Source organism: Mycobacterium sp. NPDC050041, assembly GCF_049541695.1.
Taxonomy (GTDB): domain Bacteria; phylum Actinomycetota; class Actinomycetes; order Mycobacteriales; family Mycobacteriaceae; genus Mycobacterium.
The window spans coordinates 293,920-312,309 of sequence record NZ_JBMVDG010000006.1; the positions used below are offsets into that span (position 1 = coordinate 293,920).

The 18,390-nt window shown below is 69.3% G+C and carries 18 protein-coding genes; 4 read left to right on the forward strand and 14 right to left on the reverse strand.

Annotated elements, in window-relative coordinates:
* From ACPCHZ_RS20305 to ACPCHZ_RS20335, 7 genes are all read right to left on the reverse strand, one after another.
* The gene (locus ACPCHZ_RS20305) at positions 1 to 1,305 is read right to left on the reverse strand and encodes an MCE family protein (RefSeq protein WP_423486373.1); all 1,305 of its coding nucleotides are present in this window, start codon (positions 1,303 to 1,305) and stop codon (positions 1 to 3) included.
* On the reverse strand, positions 1,302 to 2,330 hold the full coding sequence (locus ACPCHZ_RS20310) for an MCE family protein (protein ID WP_423486374.1): 1,029 nt from the start codon (positions 2,328 to 2,330) through the stop codon (positions 1,302 to 1,304). The genes ACPCHZ_RS20305 and ACPCHZ_RS20310 overlap by 4 nt, the downstream gene beginning before the upstream one ends.
* On the reverse strand, positions 2,327 to 3,754 hold the full coding sequence (locus ACPCHZ_RS20315) for an MCE family protein (RefSeq protein WP_423486375.1): 1,428 nt from the start codon (positions 3,752 to 3,754) through the stop codon (positions 2,327 to 2,329). The genes ACPCHZ_RS20310 and ACPCHZ_RS20315 overlap by 4 nt, the downstream gene beginning before the upstream one ends.
* A complete protein-coding gene (locus ACPCHZ_RS20320) occupies positions 3,751 to 4,587 on the reverse strand; it encodes an ABC transporter permease (RefSeq protein ID WP_423486376.1) in 837 nt (278 codons plus the stop codon). The genes ACPCHZ_RS20315 and ACPCHZ_RS20320 overlap by 4 nt, the downstream gene beginning before the upstream one ends.
* Complete coding sequence (locus ACPCHZ_RS20325; protein WP_423486377.1) at positions 4,584 to 5,348, reverse strand: MlaE family ABC transporter permease; 765 nt, start codon at positions 5,346 to 5,348, stop codon at positions 4,584 to 4,586. The genes ACPCHZ_RS20320 and ACPCHZ_RS20325 overlap by 4 nt, the downstream gene beginning before the upstream one ends.
* Before the next feature lie 273 nt (positions 5,349 to 5,621).
* Entirely contained in the window at positions 5,622 to 6,131 is a 510-nt protein-coding gene (locus tag ACPCHZ_RS20330; RefSeq protein WP_423486378.1) for a winged helix-turn-helix domain-containing protein, read from the reverse strand.
* Positions 6,132 to 6,191: 60 nt separating this feature from the next.
* Positions 6,192 to 6,944 (reverse strand): MetQ/NlpA family ABC transporter substrate-binding protein, encoded by a 753-nt coding sequence (locus tag ACPCHZ_RS20335; protein WP_423486379.1) that lies wholly within the window; start codon positions 6,942 to 6,944, stop codon positions 6,192 to 6,194.
* Between the two features lie 170 nt (positions 6,945 to 7,114).
* Here ACPCHZ_RS20335 and ACPCHZ_RS20340 point away from each other — a divergent pair, with 170 nt between their 5' ends.
* From ACPCHZ_RS20340 to ACPCHZ_RS20355, 4 genes are read left to right on the forward strand one after another with little or no spacing between them, the layout of a single operon-like run.
* Positions 7,115 to 8,557 carry an APC family permease gene (locus ACPCHZ_RS20340; RefSeq protein WP_423486380.1) on the forward strand — a complete coding sequence of 481 codons (1,443 nt, stop codon included), beginning with the start codon at positions 7,115 to 7,117 and terminating at the stop codon, positions 8,555 to 8,557.
* Positions 8,554 to 9,900, forward strand: coding sequence for a glutamine synthetase family protein (locus ACPCHZ_RS20345; RefSeq protein WP_423486381.1), 1,347 nt, complete (start codon positions 8,554 to 8,556; stop codon positions 9,898 to 9,900). The genes ACPCHZ_RS20340 and ACPCHZ_RS20345 overlap by 4 nt, the downstream gene beginning before the upstream one ends.
* On the forward strand, positions 9,897 to 10,913 hold the full coding sequence (locus ACPCHZ_RS20350) for an LLM class flavin-dependent oxidoreductase (protein WP_423486382.1): 1,017 nt from the start codon (positions 9,897 to 9,899) through the stop codon (positions 10,911 to 10,913). The genes ACPCHZ_RS20345 and ACPCHZ_RS20350 overlap by 4 nt, the downstream gene beginning before the upstream one ends.
* A gap of 15 nt (positions 10,914 to 10,928) precedes the next feature.
* Positions 10,929 to 12,146 carry an acyl-CoA dehydrogenase family protein gene (locus tag ACPCHZ_RS20355; RefSeq protein ID WP_423486383.1) on the forward strand — a complete coding sequence of 406 codons (1,218 nt, stop codon included), beginning with the start codon at positions 10,929 to 10,931 and terminating at the stop codon, positions 12,144 to 12,146.
* 1 nt (position 12,147) lies between these two features.
* On the opposite strand, the gene ACPCHZ_RS20360 is transcribed toward ACPCHZ_RS20355, so the two are convergent.
* The 7 genes from ACPCHZ_RS20360 to ACPCHZ_RS20390 all read right to left on the reverse strand — a co-directional run bounded on the left by ACPCHZ_RS20360 (position 12,148) and on the right by ACPCHZ_RS20390 (position 18,296).
* Positions 12,148 to 12,933 carry a sulfite exporter TauE/SafE family protein gene (locus tag ACPCHZ_RS20360; protein WP_423486384.1) on the reverse strand — a complete coding sequence of 262 codons (786 nt, stop codon included), beginning with the start codon at positions 12,931 to 12,933 and terminating at the stop codon, positions 12,148 to 12,150.
* 68 nt (positions 12,934 to 13,001) lie between these two features.
* Positions 13,002 to 14,405 (reverse strand): ribosome biogenesis GTPase Der, encoded by a 1,404-nt coding sequence (der, locus tag ACPCHZ_RS20365; RefSeq protein ID WP_423486385.1) that lies wholly within the window; start codon positions 14,403 to 14,405, stop codon positions 13,002 to 13,004.
* Positions 14,402 to 15,088 (reverse strand): (d)CMP kinase, encoded by a 687-nt coding sequence (gene cmk / locus ACPCHZ_RS20370; protein WP_423486417.1) that lies wholly within the window; start codon positions 15,086 to 15,088, stop codon positions 14,402 to 14,404. The genes der and cmk overlap by 4 nt, the downstream gene beginning before the upstream one ends.
* A gap of 8 nt (positions 15,089 to 15,096) precedes the next feature.
* Entirely contained in the window at positions 15,097 to 15,846 is a 750-nt protein-coding gene (locus tag ACPCHZ_RS20375) for a pseudouridine synthase (RefSeq protein ID WP_423486386.1), read from the reverse strand.
* A 1-nt stretch (position 15,847) separates the two neighbouring features.
* A complete protein-coding gene (scpB, locus tag ACPCHZ_RS20380; RefSeq protein ID WP_423486387.1) occupies positions 15,848 to 16,582 on the reverse strand; it encodes an SMC-Scp complex subunit ScpB in 735 nt (244 codons plus the stop codon).
* Entirely contained in the window at positions 16,579 to 17,427 is an 849-nt protein-coding gene (locus tag ACPCHZ_RS20385) for a segregation/condensation protein A (protein WP_423486388.1), read from the reverse strand. Before ACPCHZ_RS20385 ends, scpB begins: the two co-directional genes overlap by 4 nt.
* Positions 17,424 to 18,296: a ParA family protein gene (locus ACPCHZ_RS20390; RefSeq protein WP_364983232.1), complete on the reverse strand. Its 873-nt coding sequence runs from the start codon at positions 18,294 to 18,296 to the stop codon at positions 17,424 to 17,426. Before ACPCHZ_RS20390 ends, ACPCHZ_RS20385 begins: the two co-directional genes overlap by 4 nt.
* Between the last annotated feature and the right edge of the window lie 94 nt (positions 18,297 to 18,390).

The following is an 18,390-nucleotide window of genomic DNA, read 5'->3' on the forward strand; positions in this document are numbered from 1 at the left end:
TCACGGCCCCCCGTCGGGCGCCGGCGGCGGGATGGTCGGCGGCGGTGTGGGTCCGGATTCGGCAGGCGGCCCCGGCGGCGGACCACCCGGCGGTGGAGCGGGCAGCGGCTCGCGGTAGGGATAGCGCGGATCGCCGGGGTTGCCCGTGATCGCGTCGGGCAGGGTGAGGTGCGGCTCGCCACCCTGGCCGGTTCGCGGGAACGGCATGGGCATCGGCGGGGTTCCGGGCTGGCCGACTCCGGGGTCGACGAGTTCGGAGGGCAACAGCACGTTGGGGTCGAGTCCGAGGTCGGAGAACGCCGCGTCGATGAACGGCTGGGAGAACTGGCCCGGCGCGAGATTCACCAGGGACGCCTTGAAGAAGGGGCCCGATCCGAGCACCTCACCGAACGACATCGCGTAGCGCCGCAGCAGGTACAGGGTCCGCTGCAACTCCTGTTTCCGGTTGTCGAGGATCTCCAGGACACCGTTGAGCTTGTCGACGGCGGGTTTGAGCTCGGTGCGGTTGTCCGCGACCAGGCCGGAGATCTGCTCCCCCGCCGCCCTGAGGTTGACCAGCAACGCGTCCACCGAATCCCGTTGTGACAGCAGTTCGGCGAGCAGGGCGTTGGTGTTGGCCACCAGGCCGGCGATCTGGTCGCTGCGCTTGGCAAGCACCCCGGTGACCTCGTCGGCGTCGGCAAGCAGGTTGCGCAGCTGCGCATCCCGCTCGTTGAGGGTGTGGGAGAACCGGGACACCCCCTCGAGCGCCATCTTCAGCTCGGGCGGCGTGTCGGCGAACGTGTCCGCCAGCGTGCTCAGCGAGGTGGACAGCTGGGCGGTGTCGAGGCCGCTGATCGTGGTGGTCAGGTCACCGAGCGCGTCCGGCAGGTCGTAAGGGGACGTGGTGCGTTCCAAGGGAATCGGCCCGTCGAGCTCGCCCTCTCCGCGGGGGGTGACCTCCAGCATCTTGGTGCCGAGCACGGTCTCGGTCTTGATCGCGGCCTCTGTCCTGTCCCCCAGGTCGACACCCTTGCGGACCGTGAACTCCACCAGCACCTGGGTGCCTGCCAGGGTGACGTCGTCGACCGTGCCGACCTCGAGCCCGGACACCCGGACCTCGCTGCCCGGCTTGATGCCGCCGGCTTCGGCGAAGTACGCCGAGTAGTCGGCGGTGCGCTTGATCAGTGGCAGCTTGTCGTAGGAGAACGCGGCGGCGACGAGCGCGACCAGGATCAGCGTTCCGACCGCCCCGACAGCGGGTCGGCTGCGCTGGGCCAGCGGCGTGATCGACGGCCGCTTCCACTTCAGCTTCGGTCGTCTCATTTCGGCGTGCACCGCCCCGAATCCTGGCCCGCGAGTTTGATGTACGTGGGATCCCCGCCCTTGCCGTTGAGTTTGAGGATCGCGTCGCACAGATAGAAGCCGAAGTAGTCGCCGTAGAGCCCCTGTCGCGCCAGCACCTGATAGGCGTCGGGCAGCGTCTTGACCAGATCGTCGACGTAGTCCCGGTCGGCCATGATCTGGTCGGCGAAGCGGTCCGTCTGGGTGACGGTCTCTTCGACGGTGGGGCGGATCTCCTGGAACAGGTCGGCGACGGTGCCTGCCGCTGCGTTGATGTAGGCGGTGCCGTTGGTGATGTCGGTTCTGCGGTCCGCCAGCGCCTGGGCCAGTTGCGACAGGGAGTCCAGGCCGTCGGCGAACTGGTCGTCGCGCGCGGCGAATGTCGCCAGCACCGTGTTCAGATTGGTGATCACCTCACCGATCAGTTCGTCGCGGCCCGCCAGTGTCGACGTCAGCGCCGAGGTCTGCGACAGCACGGAGGCGATGGTGCCGCCCTGGCCCTGGAACACCTTGAGCAGTTCGCCGGACAGCGCGTTCACCTGATCGGGGTCGAGGGCGCGGAACAGCGGCCGGAAGCCGCCGATCAGTGCGTCGACGTCGAGCGCCGGCGATGTCCGGGCGAGTGGAATGGTCTGTCCCGGTTGTAATTTCCGCACCGCGCCCGGCCCGTCCTCGAGCGCGAGGTACCGGTCGCCGATCAGATTCTCGTAGCGCACCACGGCGCGGGTGCCTTCGGTCAGCGTCAGCCCGTTGTCGACGTCGAAGTCGACGGACACGGTGCCGTCCTTGTGCAGCGTCAGTTCCTTGACCTTGCCGACCTCGACGCCCGCGATGCGGACGAAGTTGCCGCCCTTGAGCCCGGACACGTTGGCGAACACCGCGGTGTAGACGCTGCGCGCGTCGAAGCGGAACTGCCCGAACACCGTGACCAGAGCGAACATGAAGACCAGGCACATCACGCTGAACAGCACCACCCGGGTGAGGGCCCGCGGGGTTCTCCCACTCATGGTGCGTCCTGTTCGGTCGGTATCGGTGGCGTCAACGGAGCCGGCAACGGTGGCGGCGGAGGCGGAGCCCCGGGCGGCGGCGGGTACAGCGGGGTGCCGTCGGGCGCGTACAGCGCGGCGCCGTACGGGGGCGCCCCGGGGTAGGCCGGCAACGGCCCGGGCGCGGGACCGCCGGGGTACCGGATACGCGGCGGTTCCGGGACGGCCTTGGTCACCGGGAAGTAGTTCGCGAAACCCGGGAAGCCGATGCCCGGGTTGGGCCGCACGTCCAGGCCGGTGCCGAAGCCGGTGTCGGTGACCAGGTACTTGACCGGGAAGTTCTTGCTGACGTCGGGCAGCGATCCGCAACTGGGCCGCCCGCCGGGTCCGCCCTTTGCGTTCACCCGGGGCAGGTGGTCCGGGTACCGGTAGGAGTCGTCGCCGAACAGCAGCGCGGCGTCCATGATGACCGATTTGCCGTTGCCGCCCAACGCGTCCCGGCCACCGTTGTCGAGGAACCACTGGGCGCCCTGGAACAGGCAGGTGTAGGTCGGCGAGTATGTCTCCAACAACTCGGTCGTCGGCATCAGCAGGTCGAGCGAGCGCACCAGGGCGGGCTGATTGCCGCCGATGACGTTGATGCCGGACTGCGCGAATCCGACCGATGACAGCAGCAGATCGTCCAGCGCGCGGGCGTTCGTGTCGATCGTCGTGCTGGTGGTGGAGAAAGAGTCCAGCACCGACAAGATGTCCTGAGCTGCCTTCGAATAGGCGTCGGCCGTCTGGCCGAAGAGCTGCCAGTCCCGCTGCACGGTGGGCATCCGCGGGTTCACGGCGAGCAGCACGTTGTTGGAGTCGGTGATGGCCTGACCGATGACGTCGCCCTTGCCGCGCACCGCCTGCGCCACCGCGGAGAGCACCGAGTTGAGTTTTGCCGGGTCGACGGACTGCACCACCGACTGCAGATTCTGGAACACCGTGTTGACCTCGACGGTGACGTTGCGCGACTTCAGCACGGCGCCCGGCTCGAGTGGCTGCGGGGAGCCGCCGTCCTCGGGCACCACGAGGTCGACGTACTTGGCGCCGAAGGCGGTGCTGGCCTTGATCTCCGCCTCGACGTTGCGCGGCAGGAACTGGAACTGGTCCGGATAGATCTTCAGCGTCAGCTTGGAGTTCTCGGATCCTTCCGCCGCGGCCTCGGTGCCGATGCCGTCGACCTCGCCGATCTGCACGCCGCGCAACTTCACCTTGGCGCCGTCCTCCATCACCAGGCCGGAGCGGTCGGACACCAGGGTGACCGGCACGAAACTCTTCGCCGCGCCGGTGAACAGCACGGCGGTCAGCGCCACCAGAACGATGACCACCACGAAGAGCACCGGCGCCCACCAGATCGGGTCGACACCGGAGCGCCGCGGTGAGTTGGTCGGCTGGCTGGTCACGCTCACCCCGACAGATGGAAGTTGCCGGACTGTCCGTACACGGACAGCGTGATGGTCAGCAGGATGAACACCCCGGCGGTGATCGAGGTGCGTACCGCACGTCCGACCGCCTCGCCGACACCTGCCGGGCCGCCGGTGGCGGTGAACCCGTAGTAGGTGTGCACCGCCATCACCGCGGCGGCCATCGCCAGCGCCTCGGTGAACGACCAGAACAGGTCCGTCGGGTGCAGGAAGGTGGTGAAGTAGTGGTCGTAGACGCCGCGGGACTGGCCGTAGATGACGGTGGTGCCGAACCGGGTGGCGAGGAACGACATCAGCACCGCGACGGTGTAGATCGGGATCACCGCGATGATGCCCGCCACGATGCGCGTCGACGCCAGATAGGTGACCGCGCGGATGCCCATGACCTCGAGGGCGTCGATCTCCTCGTTGATGCGCATGGCGCCCAGTTGTGCGGTCGCACCGGCGCCGATCGTCGCGGCCAGCGCGACACCCGCGGTCGCGGGTGCGATGAAGCGGACGTTGAGGAACGCGCCGAGGAAGCCGGTGAGCGCCTCGATACCGACATTGGACAGGGTGTTGTAGCCCTGCACGGCGATCAGCGCGCCGGTGGACAGGGTGAGGAAGCCGACGATCACCACCGTGCCACCGATCACCGCCAGCGCGCCGGTGCCCAGGCCCATGGTGGCGACCAGCCGCAACACCTCACCCGGGTAGCGGCGGATCGCGTCGGTGGTGGCGGCCAGCGCCTGTCCGTAGAAGGCGGTCTGCTCCCCCAGCTTGCGGGTCGTGCCGATCACGCGGTCCAACGTCGACGGTTCGCTCGCGAGCTCGCTCACGGCGCCACCTTCACGCCCAGCGCGGTGGCCAGGATGTTGATCAGGAACAGCGCCATGAACGCGAAGACCACCGTCTCGTTCACGGCGTTGCCGACCGCGGTCGGCCCGCCTCCGACGGACAGGCCCTTGTAGCAGGCGATCAGACCGGCCGACAGCCCGAACAGCAGTGCCTTGACCAGCGAGACGATCACCTGCGGCAGACCAGTCAGCAGCGTCAGGCCGAAGGCGAAGGCGCCGGGGGTGACGTCCTGGACGAACACCACGAAGAAGTAGCTTCCGGTCAGGCCGACGACGGCCACCACCGAATACAGCATCAGCGCAACGAATGTCGCAGCGATCACCCGCGGCACCACCAGCGCCTGAATGGGGTTCACACCGATCACCTTCATGGCGTCGATCTCTTCGCGGATCGTCCGGGCGCCCAGGTCGGCGCACATGGCGGTGGCGCCGGCGCCGGAGACGACGATCGCCGTGACGACGGGCCCGACCTGGGTGACCGACGCCAGGGCCGCCCCGGCGCCGGAGAGGTCACCCGCTCCGACCTCGATCAGGACGATGTTGAGCGTGAAGACGATGAGCACCGTGTACGGGATCGACAGCACCACCGTGGGCACGATCGACACCCGTGCGACGAACCAGATCTGGTCAATCAGCTCGCTGAAGGCGAACGGGCGCCGGAACATCGCGGCGAACGTCTCACCGGCGAGGACGAAGAAATCGCCCATCGACACGGCGGGTTTGGCGAAGGCGGTCCGGGTCACGCGCCCCCCTCGAGATGCTGCATCGGTCGTTGCATTGTCCAGCCGGGGCCGGTGCCGGCTCGACGAGGAGCGATGTCATGTCATCGCTCGGATTTCGTTGAGCTCGGAGGCAGACGCTAGGAAGGCGCTGATTTGCTGTCAACCGATGCGGCGACGCAAACGCGCACGTCAAATAGTGGAAATCGCTGGTTGGCGAACGCAACCGGTCCGCCGGGCACGGATTGAATCGGGTCGAGTTAAAAGACGCTGTATCGCTGAGGCCCGGGGCCTCCGTCATGCCGATTCCGCCGCCGGGGCACCCGACGGGGTCAACCGGTAGCCGACGCCGCGCACCGTCGTCACCATTCCCGCGCGGTCGCCGAGCTTGGACCGCAACCGCCGGACATGCGAATCCACCGTCCGCTCGGAGATTCCGGCCCGCGCCTCCCACACCTCGGTCAGCAATTCGGTGCGGGACACGGTGCGCCCGTTCGCACGATCCAGGTAGACGAGCAACTCGTACTCCCGGTGGGCCAACCGAATTCGTCGGCCATCGACGGTGACGGTGCGCCGGACCGGGTCGACGGCAACCCCGGCGACAGGCCTGTCGATCGACGGCGACACCCCGGAAGTGGCGGTGCGGACGACAGCGCCGGGGATCGTGGCGGCGATCAGCGCGCCGTACTGACCGACGAGGTCGAGGGCGTGCCCGGTCAAATCCGCGGGTTCACGGGGCACGTCGACGTGCAGCACGATCCGCACGGTGCCGGCGTCACAGCCGGCCGGCCGACCACCCTGGTACACGAGTTCACTATCACTACAGCGGGCCGTCGCGCCACCGGTTTGCCTCGCCGTGAGCGCAACTCAGAACGCGGCGATCACCTGGCCCCGGTAGGCGGCGCCGATGAAGGCGCGCGTCGAAGCACAGTTCAGCGCGGCGCCGAGCAGGCGGATGTCCGCGTCCTCACAGTTGTCGGGGCGGGCCACCAGGTATTCGGCGTAGGCGGGATTGCCGTGGTCGAACACCAGGGCCGCACCGGTGGGCACGCCGCGGCCCATCGCCTGGTTGCCGAACAGGAACGCGGCGTCGAAGTCGGCCAGTACGTCGGCGAGCAGCCAGCTGCTCAGTTCCTTGAGCACCAACTCGCGCGGGTTGTGTGTGACGTCGGCGATCGTCGCGGGCGCCGCACCGGACCGCTTCACCTCGATCATGTCCTCCCCGGCGAGCATCTCCAGCGCCCGGCCGATGTTCACCGGATCCGACGGCAGCGCGATCTCGGCGAACCTGGGGATGTCGGCCAGACCCGGCCAGACCGCCGAGTACAGGCCGAAGGGCTCGATGTGCACGGGCGTGATCGGCACCAGTCCCGCGCCGGTTCGCCGATTGAACTCCGCGAGGAACGGCAGGTACTGGAAGTAGTTGGCGTCGAGCCGGTGCGCGGCCACCAGATCGTTGGGCTCGTCGAACGACTCGAAGGTCTCGATCCGCAGGTCGACACCGTGACCGGCCAGCATCGGCTGGACATGCTCGAGGATCTCCGCATGCGGGACAGGTGAGGCGGCGACGCGCAGCGGCCGCATCCCGACACCGGCGATCGATCGCACGGTTCGGCTCACGGGGCCCGCCTCGTCACAGCCGCCGACCCTACCCCGCTTCGGACCGGTGCGGGTGTGACGCCGAATGTGCCCGATTGTGACGCCGAACGACTCACCGTGAACCGAACCATGGGAGTCACCGACGGTCTGTCCCTACCGTGCGGATACCGAAACACCGAAGGGGTCACCGCATGTCAGAAACCATCGCTCGCGTTCACGGTGTGGGCGACCCGCCCGACGCCCCCGCGCGCCGGCTGTCCGGAAACCTCGGCGTCGCGTCGATCGTGTTCATGGTGGTTGCGGCAGCCGCGCCACTCGGGGTGATCGGTGGCGTCGTGCCGCTGGGGATCGCCGGAGGCAACGGCGCCGGATTCCCGGCGACGTTCATCGTGGCGACGATCATCCTGCTGCTCTTCTCCGTCGGCTTCACCGCGATGACGCCCTACGTCCAGGAGGCAGGCGCCTTCTTCTCGTATGTTCGTGCCGCTCTTGGATTTCCGGTGGGAATCGGTGTCGCGTTCGTCGCGGTGGTGAGCTACCTGGCGATCGAGGCCGGTGTCTACGGTCTGCTCGGACCGGCCGGGGCCACCGTCGTCGAACTGTTCGGCGGGCCCACACTGCCCTGGTGGCTGTTCGCGGTGCTGGCCTTCGCCGTCACCACCTATCTGGGCTACCGCAACATCGCACTCTCCAGCAGGGTCCTGGCGGTTCTGCTGACCGCGGAGATCGCGATCGTCGCGGTGCTCGACGCCGTCATCGTGGTCCGCGGCGGCGACCACGGCCTGTCCACCGGCATCGTCGACCCCGATGCGATCCTGTCCGGATCACTCGGCATCGGACTGCTGTTCGCCATCATCAGCTACGTCGGCTTCGAGGCGACCGCGATCTTCCGCGACGAGGCGCGCACCCCGGAGCGCACCATCCCCCGCGCGACCTACGTCTCGCTGCTCCTGATCGGGGTGTTCTACGCGCTCACGAGCTGGGCGCTGATCTCGGGCTGGGGCGATGCGCAGGCACTCTCACAGGCGCAGAACTCCGGCGGGACGTTCCTGGCCGACACCGCGGCGCGCTACATCGGCGCGTTCGGCACCGACGTGATCACGGTGCTGTACTTCACCAGCCTGTTCGCCTGCATCCTGGCGTTCCACAACGTGGTCTCACGGTATGTGTTCACGCTGTCGCAGCGTCGCGTACTCCCCGCAGCTCTCGGTGACCCGCACACGAAACACGGTTCCCCGCATCGGGCGTCGCTGTGGATCTCCGGGGCGGTCGCCGTGAGTGTGGTGCTCGCCGTCGTCTTCGGTCTCGACCCGGCCGCACAGTTCTACACCTGGTTCGCGGGTGCGACGACCGTCGGCATCGTCGTGCTGCTCATCGCCACGAGCATCGCCGTGTTGGTGCACTTCGGCCGCGACCGGCGTGGGCACTCGCTGTGGCGGGTCCGGATCGCCCCCGCGCTGGGTCTCGTCGGACTGATCGGGGCACTCGCGCTGATCCTGGCCAACCTCGACGATCTCGTGGGCGGCTCGAGCGTGCTCGCCGTCATCATCGTCGGGCTGCTGGTGGTGGCCTTCGTCGCGGGCGTCGTCGTCGGCACCCGGGTCGGTGACCGCACGGTGCGGGCGGTGTCATGACCACCACCGCCGACCCCGTTCTGGACAGCGCCGACGACGCCGCGGCACAGCTGATCTCGGCGCTGGCCGAGGGCAGCGTGACCGAGGTGGAGATCGCGTGGAGCGACGCCTTCGGGCATGCCGCGGGCAAGCGGATCCCGGCCGACCGGTTCCTCGACCGGGCCAGGGGCATCGGATTCTCCTTCTGCGAGGCCGCACTCGGCTGGAACGCCGAGGGCACGGTCATCGACTCACTGCAGCTGACGAACTGGAGCGGCGGTTACCCCGACGTCTACGCCGTACCCGACCTGTCCACGTTCCGCCGGCTGCCGTGGCGTCCGTCGACCGGACACGTGTTGTGCGACATCGTCTCCCACGACCGATCGCCGTCGAAGCTGGACCCGCGCGCGGTGCTGCACCGGGTCCTGGACCGGCTGGCCGGCCACGGGTACACCGCCAAGGTGGGCGTGGAACTCGAGTTCTACCTGCTCGACCCCGACGGATCTCCGTTCCAGCGAGACATCCACGCCTACTCACTCGAGAACGCCAACGCCCTCGATCCCCTACTGGGCGAGCTGCACGACACCCTGACGCGGTTCGTGCCGCTGGAAGGCGTGCAGACCGAGTACGGGCCCGGTCAGGTCGAGACCAATCTGGTCTACGCCGACGCACTGCAGGCCGCCGACGACAGCGCACGCCTCAAATACGCCGCCAAGGAGGTGGCCCGCAGGCACGGCAAGGTCGCGAGCTTCATGCCGAAGCCGTTCGCGGACCAGTCCGGAAGTTCGGCGCACCTGCACATCTCGCTGTGGCGGGACGGCAGGCCCGCATTCGGGGCAAGCGACGGACACGAGAACGACACCGCACAGCACGCCATCGCCGGGCTGCTCAACCACCTGCCGGCGATCACCTTGTTCGGGGCGCACTCGGTGAACGCCTACCGGCGGTTCGAGCCGGACTCGTTCGCTCCGGCGACCGTCACCTGGAGCCGGGACAACCGCAGCGCCGCCGTGCGGTCGCTGGTGTCCGGACCGGCCGAGGAGAGCCGCATCGAATTACGCACCGGCGCATCGGATGCCAATCCCTACTGGCTGGTCGCCTCGGCGCTCGCCGCGATCGTGGCCGGGGTCGAGGCCGGCGACCGGCCACCGGACCGCGGGGACGGCAACCTCTACGAGCGTGGCGCGCCGCTGCCCGAGTCGCTCGGCGCGGCGCTGGCCGAGACGCTGCGCGACGACGTCATCGGTGAGATCCTCGGCGCCGACTCGGTGCTCGACTTCACCCTGATCGCCCGCAGCGAGTGGGTGGAGTACTCCCGTCAGGTCACCGACTGGGAGCGGCGACGCTACCTGGCGACGTCGTGACCGGTCCCCGCTTCGGGGTGTGGGCGCCGGTGTACGGAAATCACGGCGCCCGCAGGCATCCGGACGACGCTCCCGACGCCGGCTATCACCGCAACCGGGATGTGGTGCTCCGCGCCGAACGGGCCGGATACGACGCAACACTGTTGGCGCAGCACGTCATGCACCCGAGCAACGTCGAGGAGGATGTGCTCGAGACGTGGTCGACACTCGCGGCGATCGCCGAGGCGACGTCGACCATCGAGCTCATCGGTGCGGTGAAACCGCTGCTGTTCAACCCGCTGGTGTTCGCCAAGCTCGCCGCCAACATCGACGCCATCTCCGGCGGCAGGTTGAGCGTCAACGTGGTCTCCGGCTGGTTCCTGCCCGAACTCGCCGCCCTGGGGATCGAGGTCCCCGGTCACGACGACCGCTACGCCCACACCCGGCGCTGGCTGCAGCAGGTCGTCGAACTCTGGCAGGGCAAGGAGGTCGCCCTCGGTGCGCCCGACGGTCCACCGGCGCTGGTCCGGCGCGTTCCCGAACGTGTTCCCACCGTCTACGTGGGCGGTGAGTCCGCACCCGGCCGGGCGCTGGCCGCCGACCACGCCGACGTGTACTTCCTCAACGGCCGTCCGCTCGAGCAGACCGTCGACGTGGTCGCCGACCTGCGTGCCCGCCGCGGCGACCGGCCCGGTCTGCGGTTCGGCCTCTCGGCGTTCGTGATCGCCCGCGACACCGAGGCCGAGGCGCTCGCCGAGCTGCAGCACCTGCAGGCTCTGGTGGACGCGGAGTCCCGCCCGGAGATCTCGTCCGGCGCCGACCCTGCGACCGCGATGTACCAGGTGCTCTCGGGGACCAGCAGGGTCGGTTCGAACGGTGGAACACTGGCCGGCCTCGTCGGCAGCCACGCCCAGGTGATCGACCGCATCGCCGCGTTCCACGAGGCCGGGATCGAACTCTTCATGCTCCAATTCCAGCCGCTGGAGGCCGAACTGGACCGTTTCGCCGCCGAGATCATCCCCCGTCTCCGCTGACCGGAAGGCCCTCACATGACAGTCGCGCAGAGAACACTGCACACCGCGGGTGATCCGGGCTCGGTCGAGGATCGGCTGGCGCGGCTACCCGGCATCGTCGCCGCCCTGCGCGGAAACGACGCCGCCGCGGACCGCGAACGCATCCTGCAGTACGAGGCGGTCACCGCACTGCGGGACACCGGTGTGCTGGCGCTTCGCGTGCCCACCCGCTACGGCGGGCCGGGTGGCAGCGTCCGCGACGTGCTCACCGCGGTGATCACCATCGCCGGCGGTAGTTCGAACGTCGCGCAGGCGCTGCGGGCGCACTTCGGCTACAGCGAGCGCCTGTTGTCGAATCGCGCCACCGAAGCCGAACGGGCGGAATGGTTTCCCCGCATCGACGCGGGATTGGTGTTCGGCAACGCCGTCACCGACGCCCGCGGTGCCACGCCGGGCGGAGCCGACACGACGCTGCTCGCCGACCACGACGGTGTGCTGCGACTCAACGGGCACAAGTTCTACTCCACGGGCACGCTGTATGCCGACGTGGTCGCGGTGTCCGCGGTCGACCACGCCGGGCGCGACCTGCAGGCCGTCGTGCCGGTGGACCGCGACGGCGTCGAACTGTTCGACGACTGGGACGGATTCGGGCAACGCGTGACGGCCAGCGGTGGTACCCGGTTCACGAACGTGGCCGTCGAACCGGTCGAGGTCACCACCGTCACCGACGGCGCCCATCTCGGCCACAGCACGACCTTTCAGCAGCTGTACCTCGCCGCCGTGACCGCTGGCATCGGCCACGGTGTGCTCGACGACGCGGTGTCCTACGTGCAGACCAGGGCCCGTCCCGCGTCACACGCACTGTCGACGACTGCGGCGAAGGACCCGTTCATCGTCGAGGCGGTGGGCGACATCGCGGCAGCGGCGTGGTCGGCCAAGACGCTGGTGCTCTCGGCGGCAGACGAGATCGACCGCCTGGTCGATCGTGGCCTGCAGGACGACATCGACGCACTCGGCGCCGTCGCCGTGACGGTGGCCAAAGCGCAGCTGGTGTCCGAACGTCTCGTGCTGGCCGCCGCCGAGCGGCTGTTCGACACCGGCGGCGCCTCGGCGACCGCGCGCACCCTCAACCTCGACCGGCACTGGCGCAATGCCCGCACGATCGCGAGTCACAGCCCGCTGGCGTACAAGGCCTACGTGGCGGGCGACCATCACCTCAACGACGCGCCGCCACCCACCAATGGCTACTTCTGAATCACGCCGTCGCGAGCAGCCGCCACAGTCCGATCAGCCCGACCACGACGATCACCGCGCGCAGCGCTCCCGGTGACAACCTGCGTCCGTAATGTGCTCCGAGAAATCCGCCGGCCAACGATCCGACAGCGATCAGACCCGCTGCCGCCCAACTGATCCGGTCGAACGCGACCAGCGTGTACGCCGCTGCGGCGACGATGTTGACGATCAGCGACAACAGGTTCTTCGCGGCGTTCATCCGCTGCATCGACTCGGGCAGCAGCGCACCCATCGCGGCGATGAGCAGGATGCCCTGCGCGGCGGTGAAGTATCCGCCGTAGATCCCGACCACGAAGGTGGCGATCACCAGGGCGGCCATCCGGCCCCGGCTGATGTCGTCGACCGACCGGCCGCTGTCCTCGGCGCGGCGCCGCGCCCAGGCCTGAATACGGGGACCCACCAGCACCAGCAGCAGTGCGGCGATCAGCAGCACCGGTACCACCTGGACGAAGACCTTCTCGGGCAGGTGCAGCAGCAGCCACGCGCCGGCCAGCGCGCCGAACAGCGACCCCGGGATCTGCCACCGCAGCCGGCGCCACTGGCCGCGCAGTTCCCGGCGGTAGCCCCAGGTGCCCGAGACACCGCCGGCGACCAGTCCGACCGCGTTCGACATCGTCGCGGTCACCGGCGGATAGCCCAGCGCGACGAGGGTCGGGAAGGTGATCAGCGTGCCGGAGCCGACCACCGCGTTGATCGCGCCCGCTCCGACGCCGGCCAGCGCGATCAAGATCATGTCGAGGACGGGCACCGGACCACCCTAATCGGCAGCGACCGGTGTCCTCCGTCACGCTCAGCGCAACGGGCGGCGCCCGGAGATCACCGTCTCTGGCCGCGCTTCTCGCGCACCCGCACGTTGACCCGGATCGGGCTGCCCTCGAACCCGAAGGTCTCCCGCAGCCGGCGCTCCAGGAACCGGCGGTAGCCCGCCTCGAGGAATCCGCTGGTGAACAGCACGAAGGTGGGCGGACGCGTCGCGGCCTGGGTCGCGAACAGGATGCGCGGCTGCTTACCGCCGCGCACCGGCGGCGGGTTGCCCGCGACGACCTCTTTGAGGAAGGTGTTCAGCCGGCCGGTCGAGATGCGCGCATCCCAGGACGCGAGTGCCTGCTCGAGGGCGGGCACCAGCTTCTGCACCGCCCGGCCCGTCATGGCGGAGATGTTCACCCGCGACGCCCACTGCACCTGGGCGAGTTCGCGGTCGATCTCGCGGTCGAGCTGATAGCGGCGGTCCTCATCGACGAGGTCCCACTTGTTGAACGCCAGCACCAGGGCTCGTCCGGCCTCGATCACCATCGACAGCACCCGCTGATCCTGTTCGGTCAGCGGCTGTGAGGCGTCGATCAGCACCAGCACCACCTCGGCGGCGTCGATGGCGCCGTGCGTGCGGACCGATGCGTAGAACTCGTGGCCGCTGGCCTGGCCGACCTTACGGCGCAGCCCGGCGGTGTCGATGAAACGCCATGTCTTGCCGCCCAATTCGATCAGCGAGTCCACCGGGTCGACGGTGGTGCCCGCGACGTCGTGCACCACCGAACGCTGATCGCCCGCCAGCCGGTTCAGCAGCGAGCTCTTGCCGACGTTCGGCTTGCCGACCAGCGCCACGCGGCGCGGTCCGCCACCGGTCGCCGAGAACTCCGACACCGCGGGCAGGCTCTCCATCACCCTGTCGAGCAGGTCGGCGACACCGCGGCCGTGGATCGCGCTGACCGGGTGCGGCTCACCGACACCCATGGACCACAGCGCCGCCGCGTCGGCCTCACCGCGTTCGGTGTCGACCTTGTTGGCCGCCAGGAACACCGGCTTGCCGGATTTTCGCAGCATCCGTGCGGCGGCCTCGTCGGCGGTGGTCGCGCCCACCACCGCGTCGATCACCAGGATGATCGCGTCGGCGGTACGCATCGCCACCGCCGCCTGCTCGGCCACCAGCTGCTGCAGCCCCTTGGCGTCGGGCTCCCATCCGCCGGTGTCCTGGACGACGAACCGCCGGCCCGCCCACGTCGCGTCGTAGGAGACCCGGTCGCGGGTGACGCCGGGCACGTCCTGCACCACCGCCTCGCGCCGGCCCAGGATGCGGTTCACCAGCGTGGACTTGCCGACGTTGGGCCGCCCCACCACCGCGACGACCGGCGGCGGGGAGGACGCCTCCTCGATCGCCTCGGCGACATCTTCGGCGCCGATCTCCCATTCGCTCTCGTCGGCCCACGTGCCGTCGTCGGTCATTGCCGCACTCCCGTGCGCCGGGCCACCAGGTCGGTCAACGCCGCCACCACCTCGGGTTCGGTCATCGCGCTCGTATCCACCTGCACCGCGTCATCGGCAGCACGCAGCGGCGACACCGCGCGCGTCGAGTCGAGATGGTCGCGGCGCCGGACGTCGGCGAGCACGGTCTCGTAGTCGTCGGGCAGCCCGCTGGCCACGTTCTGGTCGTTGCGCCTGCGGGCGCGTTCCTCGGCCGACGCGGTCAGGAAGATCTTCAGGTCGGCGTCCGGCAGGACGACGGTGCCGATGTCGCGGCCCTCGACCACCACGCTGCCGGGACCCGCGGCCAGCTCGCGCTGCAGCCCCACCAGGCGGGCGCGCACCGCGGGCACCGCCGACACCGCGGAGACCGCTCTGGTCACCGCGTCGCCACGGATCTCACCGGACACGTCCTCGCCGTCGAGGTAGGCACGGTCCTCGTCGGGGTCGTAGCCCACCGACAGCGGCACCGCGGCGGCGGCCCGCTCGATGGCGGGCGTGTCGGCCAGGTCGACCCCGGCCCGCAGCACGGCCAGCGTGACGATGCGGTACATCGCGCCCGTGTCGAGATACCGTGCGCCCAGCGCCCTCGCCAGACCGCGGGACACCGAGGACTTCCCGGTGCCTGCCGGACCGTCCACGGCGATCGTCACGGCCTCGAGCACCGATCCCGTCACATCCCCACCGCCTTGTACAGCTCGCCGATTTCCTTGCTGGTCAGCACGCGGATGCTGCCGGGCCGCTGGTCTCCCAGGGTGACGGCGCCCAGTTCGGTGCGGACCAGTTCCTGCACCGGATAGCCGACCTCCGCCAGCATCCGGCGGACGATACGTTTGCGGCCCTCGTGCAGAGTCAGCCGCACCAGGGTCTTGCCCGGCACCGCGTCGACCACCGCGAAGTCGTCGACCCGCGCAGGCCCGTCGTCGAGCTCGACACCGTCGCGCAGCTTCTTGCCCACCCCACGCGGCATGGTGCCGAGCACCGTCGCCAGGTAGGTCTTCTGCACCTCGTAGGAGGGGTGCATCAGCCGGTGTGCGAGTTCGCCGTCGTTGGTCAGCAGCAGCAGGCCTTCGGTGTCGGCGTCCAGCCGGCCGACGTGGAACAGCTTCTTGTTGCCCCGTACCCGGTGTTCGACGAGATCGCCGACGCAGGGCCTGCCCCGGTCGTCGGACATCGTCGAGTGCATCCCGCGGGGTTTGTTGATCGCCAGGTGCACGAGCGTGTCGTCGAACCTCACCCGCACGCCGTCGACCCGGATCTCCGACACGTCGGGATCGACCCGGGTGCCCTGTTCGGTCACCACCCGCCCGTCGACCTCGATCCGGCCGTCGCGGATCATCCGCTCGGCGACCCGCCGCGAAGCCACCCCGGCCTGCGACAGCACCTTCTGCAACCGAATCCCCTCGGCGTCCGACTCGGCCATGTCAGTCCCGGTCCACGTCGAAGGACAGCGGCTGGTCGGGCGTGCGCCCGCCGCTGAGCTTGATGAAGCGCGGCTCGTCACCGAGTGACTCGCTGAGGTCGTCGATGACGTCGACGTCGGGCAGCAGCGGTGCGATGTCCGGCAGGTCGGTCAGTGACGACAATCCGAGGCGCTCCAGGAACAACTCGGTGGTCGCGAAGGTGGTGGCACCCGAATCGGGGTCGGTGCCCGCCTCGGTGATCAGCCCGCGGGCCACCAGCGTGCGCACCACCGCGTCGACGTTGACGCCACGGACCGCGCTGACCCGGGCGCGGGTCACCGGCTGCCGGTAGGCGACGACGGCGAGGGTCTCCAGCGCCGCGCGGGTCAGCTTCGACCGCGCGCCGTCGAGGACCAGCCGCTCCACATACGGGGCGAAGCGCGCGCGGGTGTACATCCGCCAGCCGCCGCCCGCCTCCCTGAGGTCGATTCCGCTGCCGCGCTCGCTCAACTCGGCGGCCATCTGTGCCAGTTTCGCGGCGATGCGATACGCCGGCTGCTCGGTGGCCGTCGCCAGCGCATCCACCGTCACCGGGGTGTCCACGACCAGCAGTAGCGCCTCGAGCACCGCTTCGAGTTCGGCGTCCTCGAGCTCCGGCGCGGTCGCGACGTCGATGCCGAGGTCGGTGTCTTCCCTATCGGTGTGGTTCACGTCGGCGCGGCTCAGGTCGTCGTGCACGGCGATGTCGTCGGTCATGGTTCTCGCTCTTCCACCGCGTCCGCGGTTGCCAGGTGTTCGCTGGTCGGCCGATCCCCGGTCCACGAAATCTGGAGCACACCAAGCGGTTCTGATTGGTCGAATGCTACCGCCCGCGCCCGGTACAGTTCGAGCAGCGCCAGGAACCTGCCGACGATCTCGATCGGACCCTGGCATTCCGCGACCAGTTCGGCGAACGTCGCCCACTCGCCGGGTCCCCGAATCTCCAGCAGCGACAACAGCCGCCTGGCCTGCTCGGGCACCGAGACCGCGGACTCGTGCATGTGTTCCATGGCCACCGTCGGCACCGGCCGCGGGGTGAAGACGGTCGCGGCGATCTGGGCGAACCGATCGGCGTCGACGCCGAGCATCACCTCCGGCAGCAGGTCGGCGTAGCGGTCCTCCAGCGACACCGCGCGGGGGTAGCTGCGCAGCGCCGCCGCCTCGAGTTCGGCGAACATCACCGCGACGTGTTTGTACGCCCGGTACTGCAGGAGTCGCGCGAACAGCAGGTCGCGCACCTCGAGCAGCGCGAGGTCCTCGTCGTCGTGCACCTCGCCCGAGGGCAGCAGCCGCGCCGCCTTGAGGTCCAGCAGCGTGGCCGCGACCACCAGGAACGCGGTGGTCTCGTCGAGCTCCAGCAGCGGACCGATGTCGCGGGTGTAGGCGATGAAGTCGTCGGTCACCTGGTGCAGCGCCACCTCGGTGACGTCGAGCCGGTGGGCGAAGATCAGCTGCAACAGCAGGTCGAACGGACCCTCGAAGTTGTCCAGACGCACCCGGAATCCGGTCTGACCGCCGGCGTCCGGCTCGCCGTTCCCATCGGCTGCGGCGTCGGTGCTCACCCGCCGAACCGGTGGATGACTTCCCGTGCCAGCGCCCGATATGCTTCGGCGCCACCGGATTTCGGCGCCCAGGTGGTGATCGGCTCGCCTGCCACGCTGGTCTCGGGGAAGCGGACGGTACGGGTGATGACGGTGTCGAACACCAGATCGCCGAAGCGCTCGAGCACCCGTGCCATCACCTCGCGGGAGTTGACGGTGCGGGGGTCGTAGCGGGTGATCAGGATGCCGCTGATGGACAGCCGCGGATTGAGCCGGTCGTGCACCTTGTCCACGGTATCGGTCAGCAGAGCCAAGCCGCGCAGCGAGAAGTACTCGCACTCGGTCGGGATGATCACGCCGTCGCTGCACGCCAGCCCGTTGACGGTGAGCAGGCCCAGCGACGGCTGACAGTCGATGAGCACGTAGTCGTAGCGGTCCAGCACCGGGTAGAGCGCCCGGCCCAGTGTCTGTTCGCGGCCGACCTCGTTGACCAACTGGATCTCCGCCGCCGACAGGTCGATGTTGCTGGGCACCAGGTCCAGTCCCTTGACCCGGGTGTTGATCAGCACGTCGTCGATCGACACCCGCGGTTCGACCAGCAGGTTGTGGATCGTGTGGTCGAGCTCGTAGTGCGGCACCCCCAGGCCGGCCGACAGCGCGCCCTGCGGGTCGAGGTCCACCAGCAGGACCCGGCGACCGTACTCGGCGAGGCTGGCGCCGAGGTTGATCGTCGAGGTGGTCTTGCCGACACCGCCCTTCTGATTGCACATCGCGATGACCTTGGCGGGGCCGTGCGTCGTGCGTGGCGCGGGTTCGGGAACGGTGCGCACCGCCCGGCCGGTGAGGCCGGCCTGCGCCGGTGGGTCGGCGCCGCCGCCGTCCTCACTCATATCTCGGCCATGGCGAACATCCGGGCAAGTTTAACGGCGCGACGCTGCGGAAACAGGCAGACCCGCGGGCGACATGGGCTGTGGACGTCGTGTA

Bases quoted from the DNA above. Each gene is read 5' to 3' on its own strand.
- ACPCHZ_RS20305 (WP_423486373.1), bottom strand. From the start codon at position 1,305: ATGAGACGACCGAAGCTGAAGTGGAAGCGGCCGTCGATCACGCCGCTG.
- ACPCHZ_RS20310 (WP_423486374.1), bottom strand. From the start codon at position 2,330: ATGAGTGGGAGAACCCCGCGGGCCCTCACCCGGGTGGTGCTGTTCAGC.
- ACPCHZ_RS20340 (WP_423486380.1), top strand. From the start codon at position 7,115: ATGTCAGAAACCATCGCTCGCGTTCACGGTGTGGGCGACCCGCCCGAC.
- ACPCHZ_RS20345 (WP_423486381.1), top strand. From the start codon at position 8,554: ATGACCACCACCGCCGACCCCGTTCTGGACAGCGCCGACGACGCCGCG.
- ACPCHZ_RS20355 (WP_423486383.1), top strand. From the start codon at position 10,929: ATGACAGTCGCGCAGAGAACACTGCACACCGCGGGTGATCCGGGCTCG.
- der (WP_423486385.1), bottom strand. From the start codon at position 14,405: ATGACCGACGACGGCACGTGGGCCGACGAGAGCGAATGGGAGATCGGC.
- ACPCHZ_RS20375 (WP_423486386.1), bottom strand. From the start codon at position 15,846: ATGGCCGAGTCGGACGCCGAGGGGATTCGGTTGCAGAAGGTGCTGTCG.
- scpB (WP_423486387.1), bottom strand. From the start codon at position 16,582: ATGACCGACGACATCGCCGTGCACGACGACCTGAGCCGCGCCGACGTG.
- ACPCHZ_RS20390 (WP_364983232.1), bottom strand. From the start codon at position 18,296: ATGAGTGAGGACGGCGGCGGCGCCGACCCACCGGCGCAGGCCGGCCTC.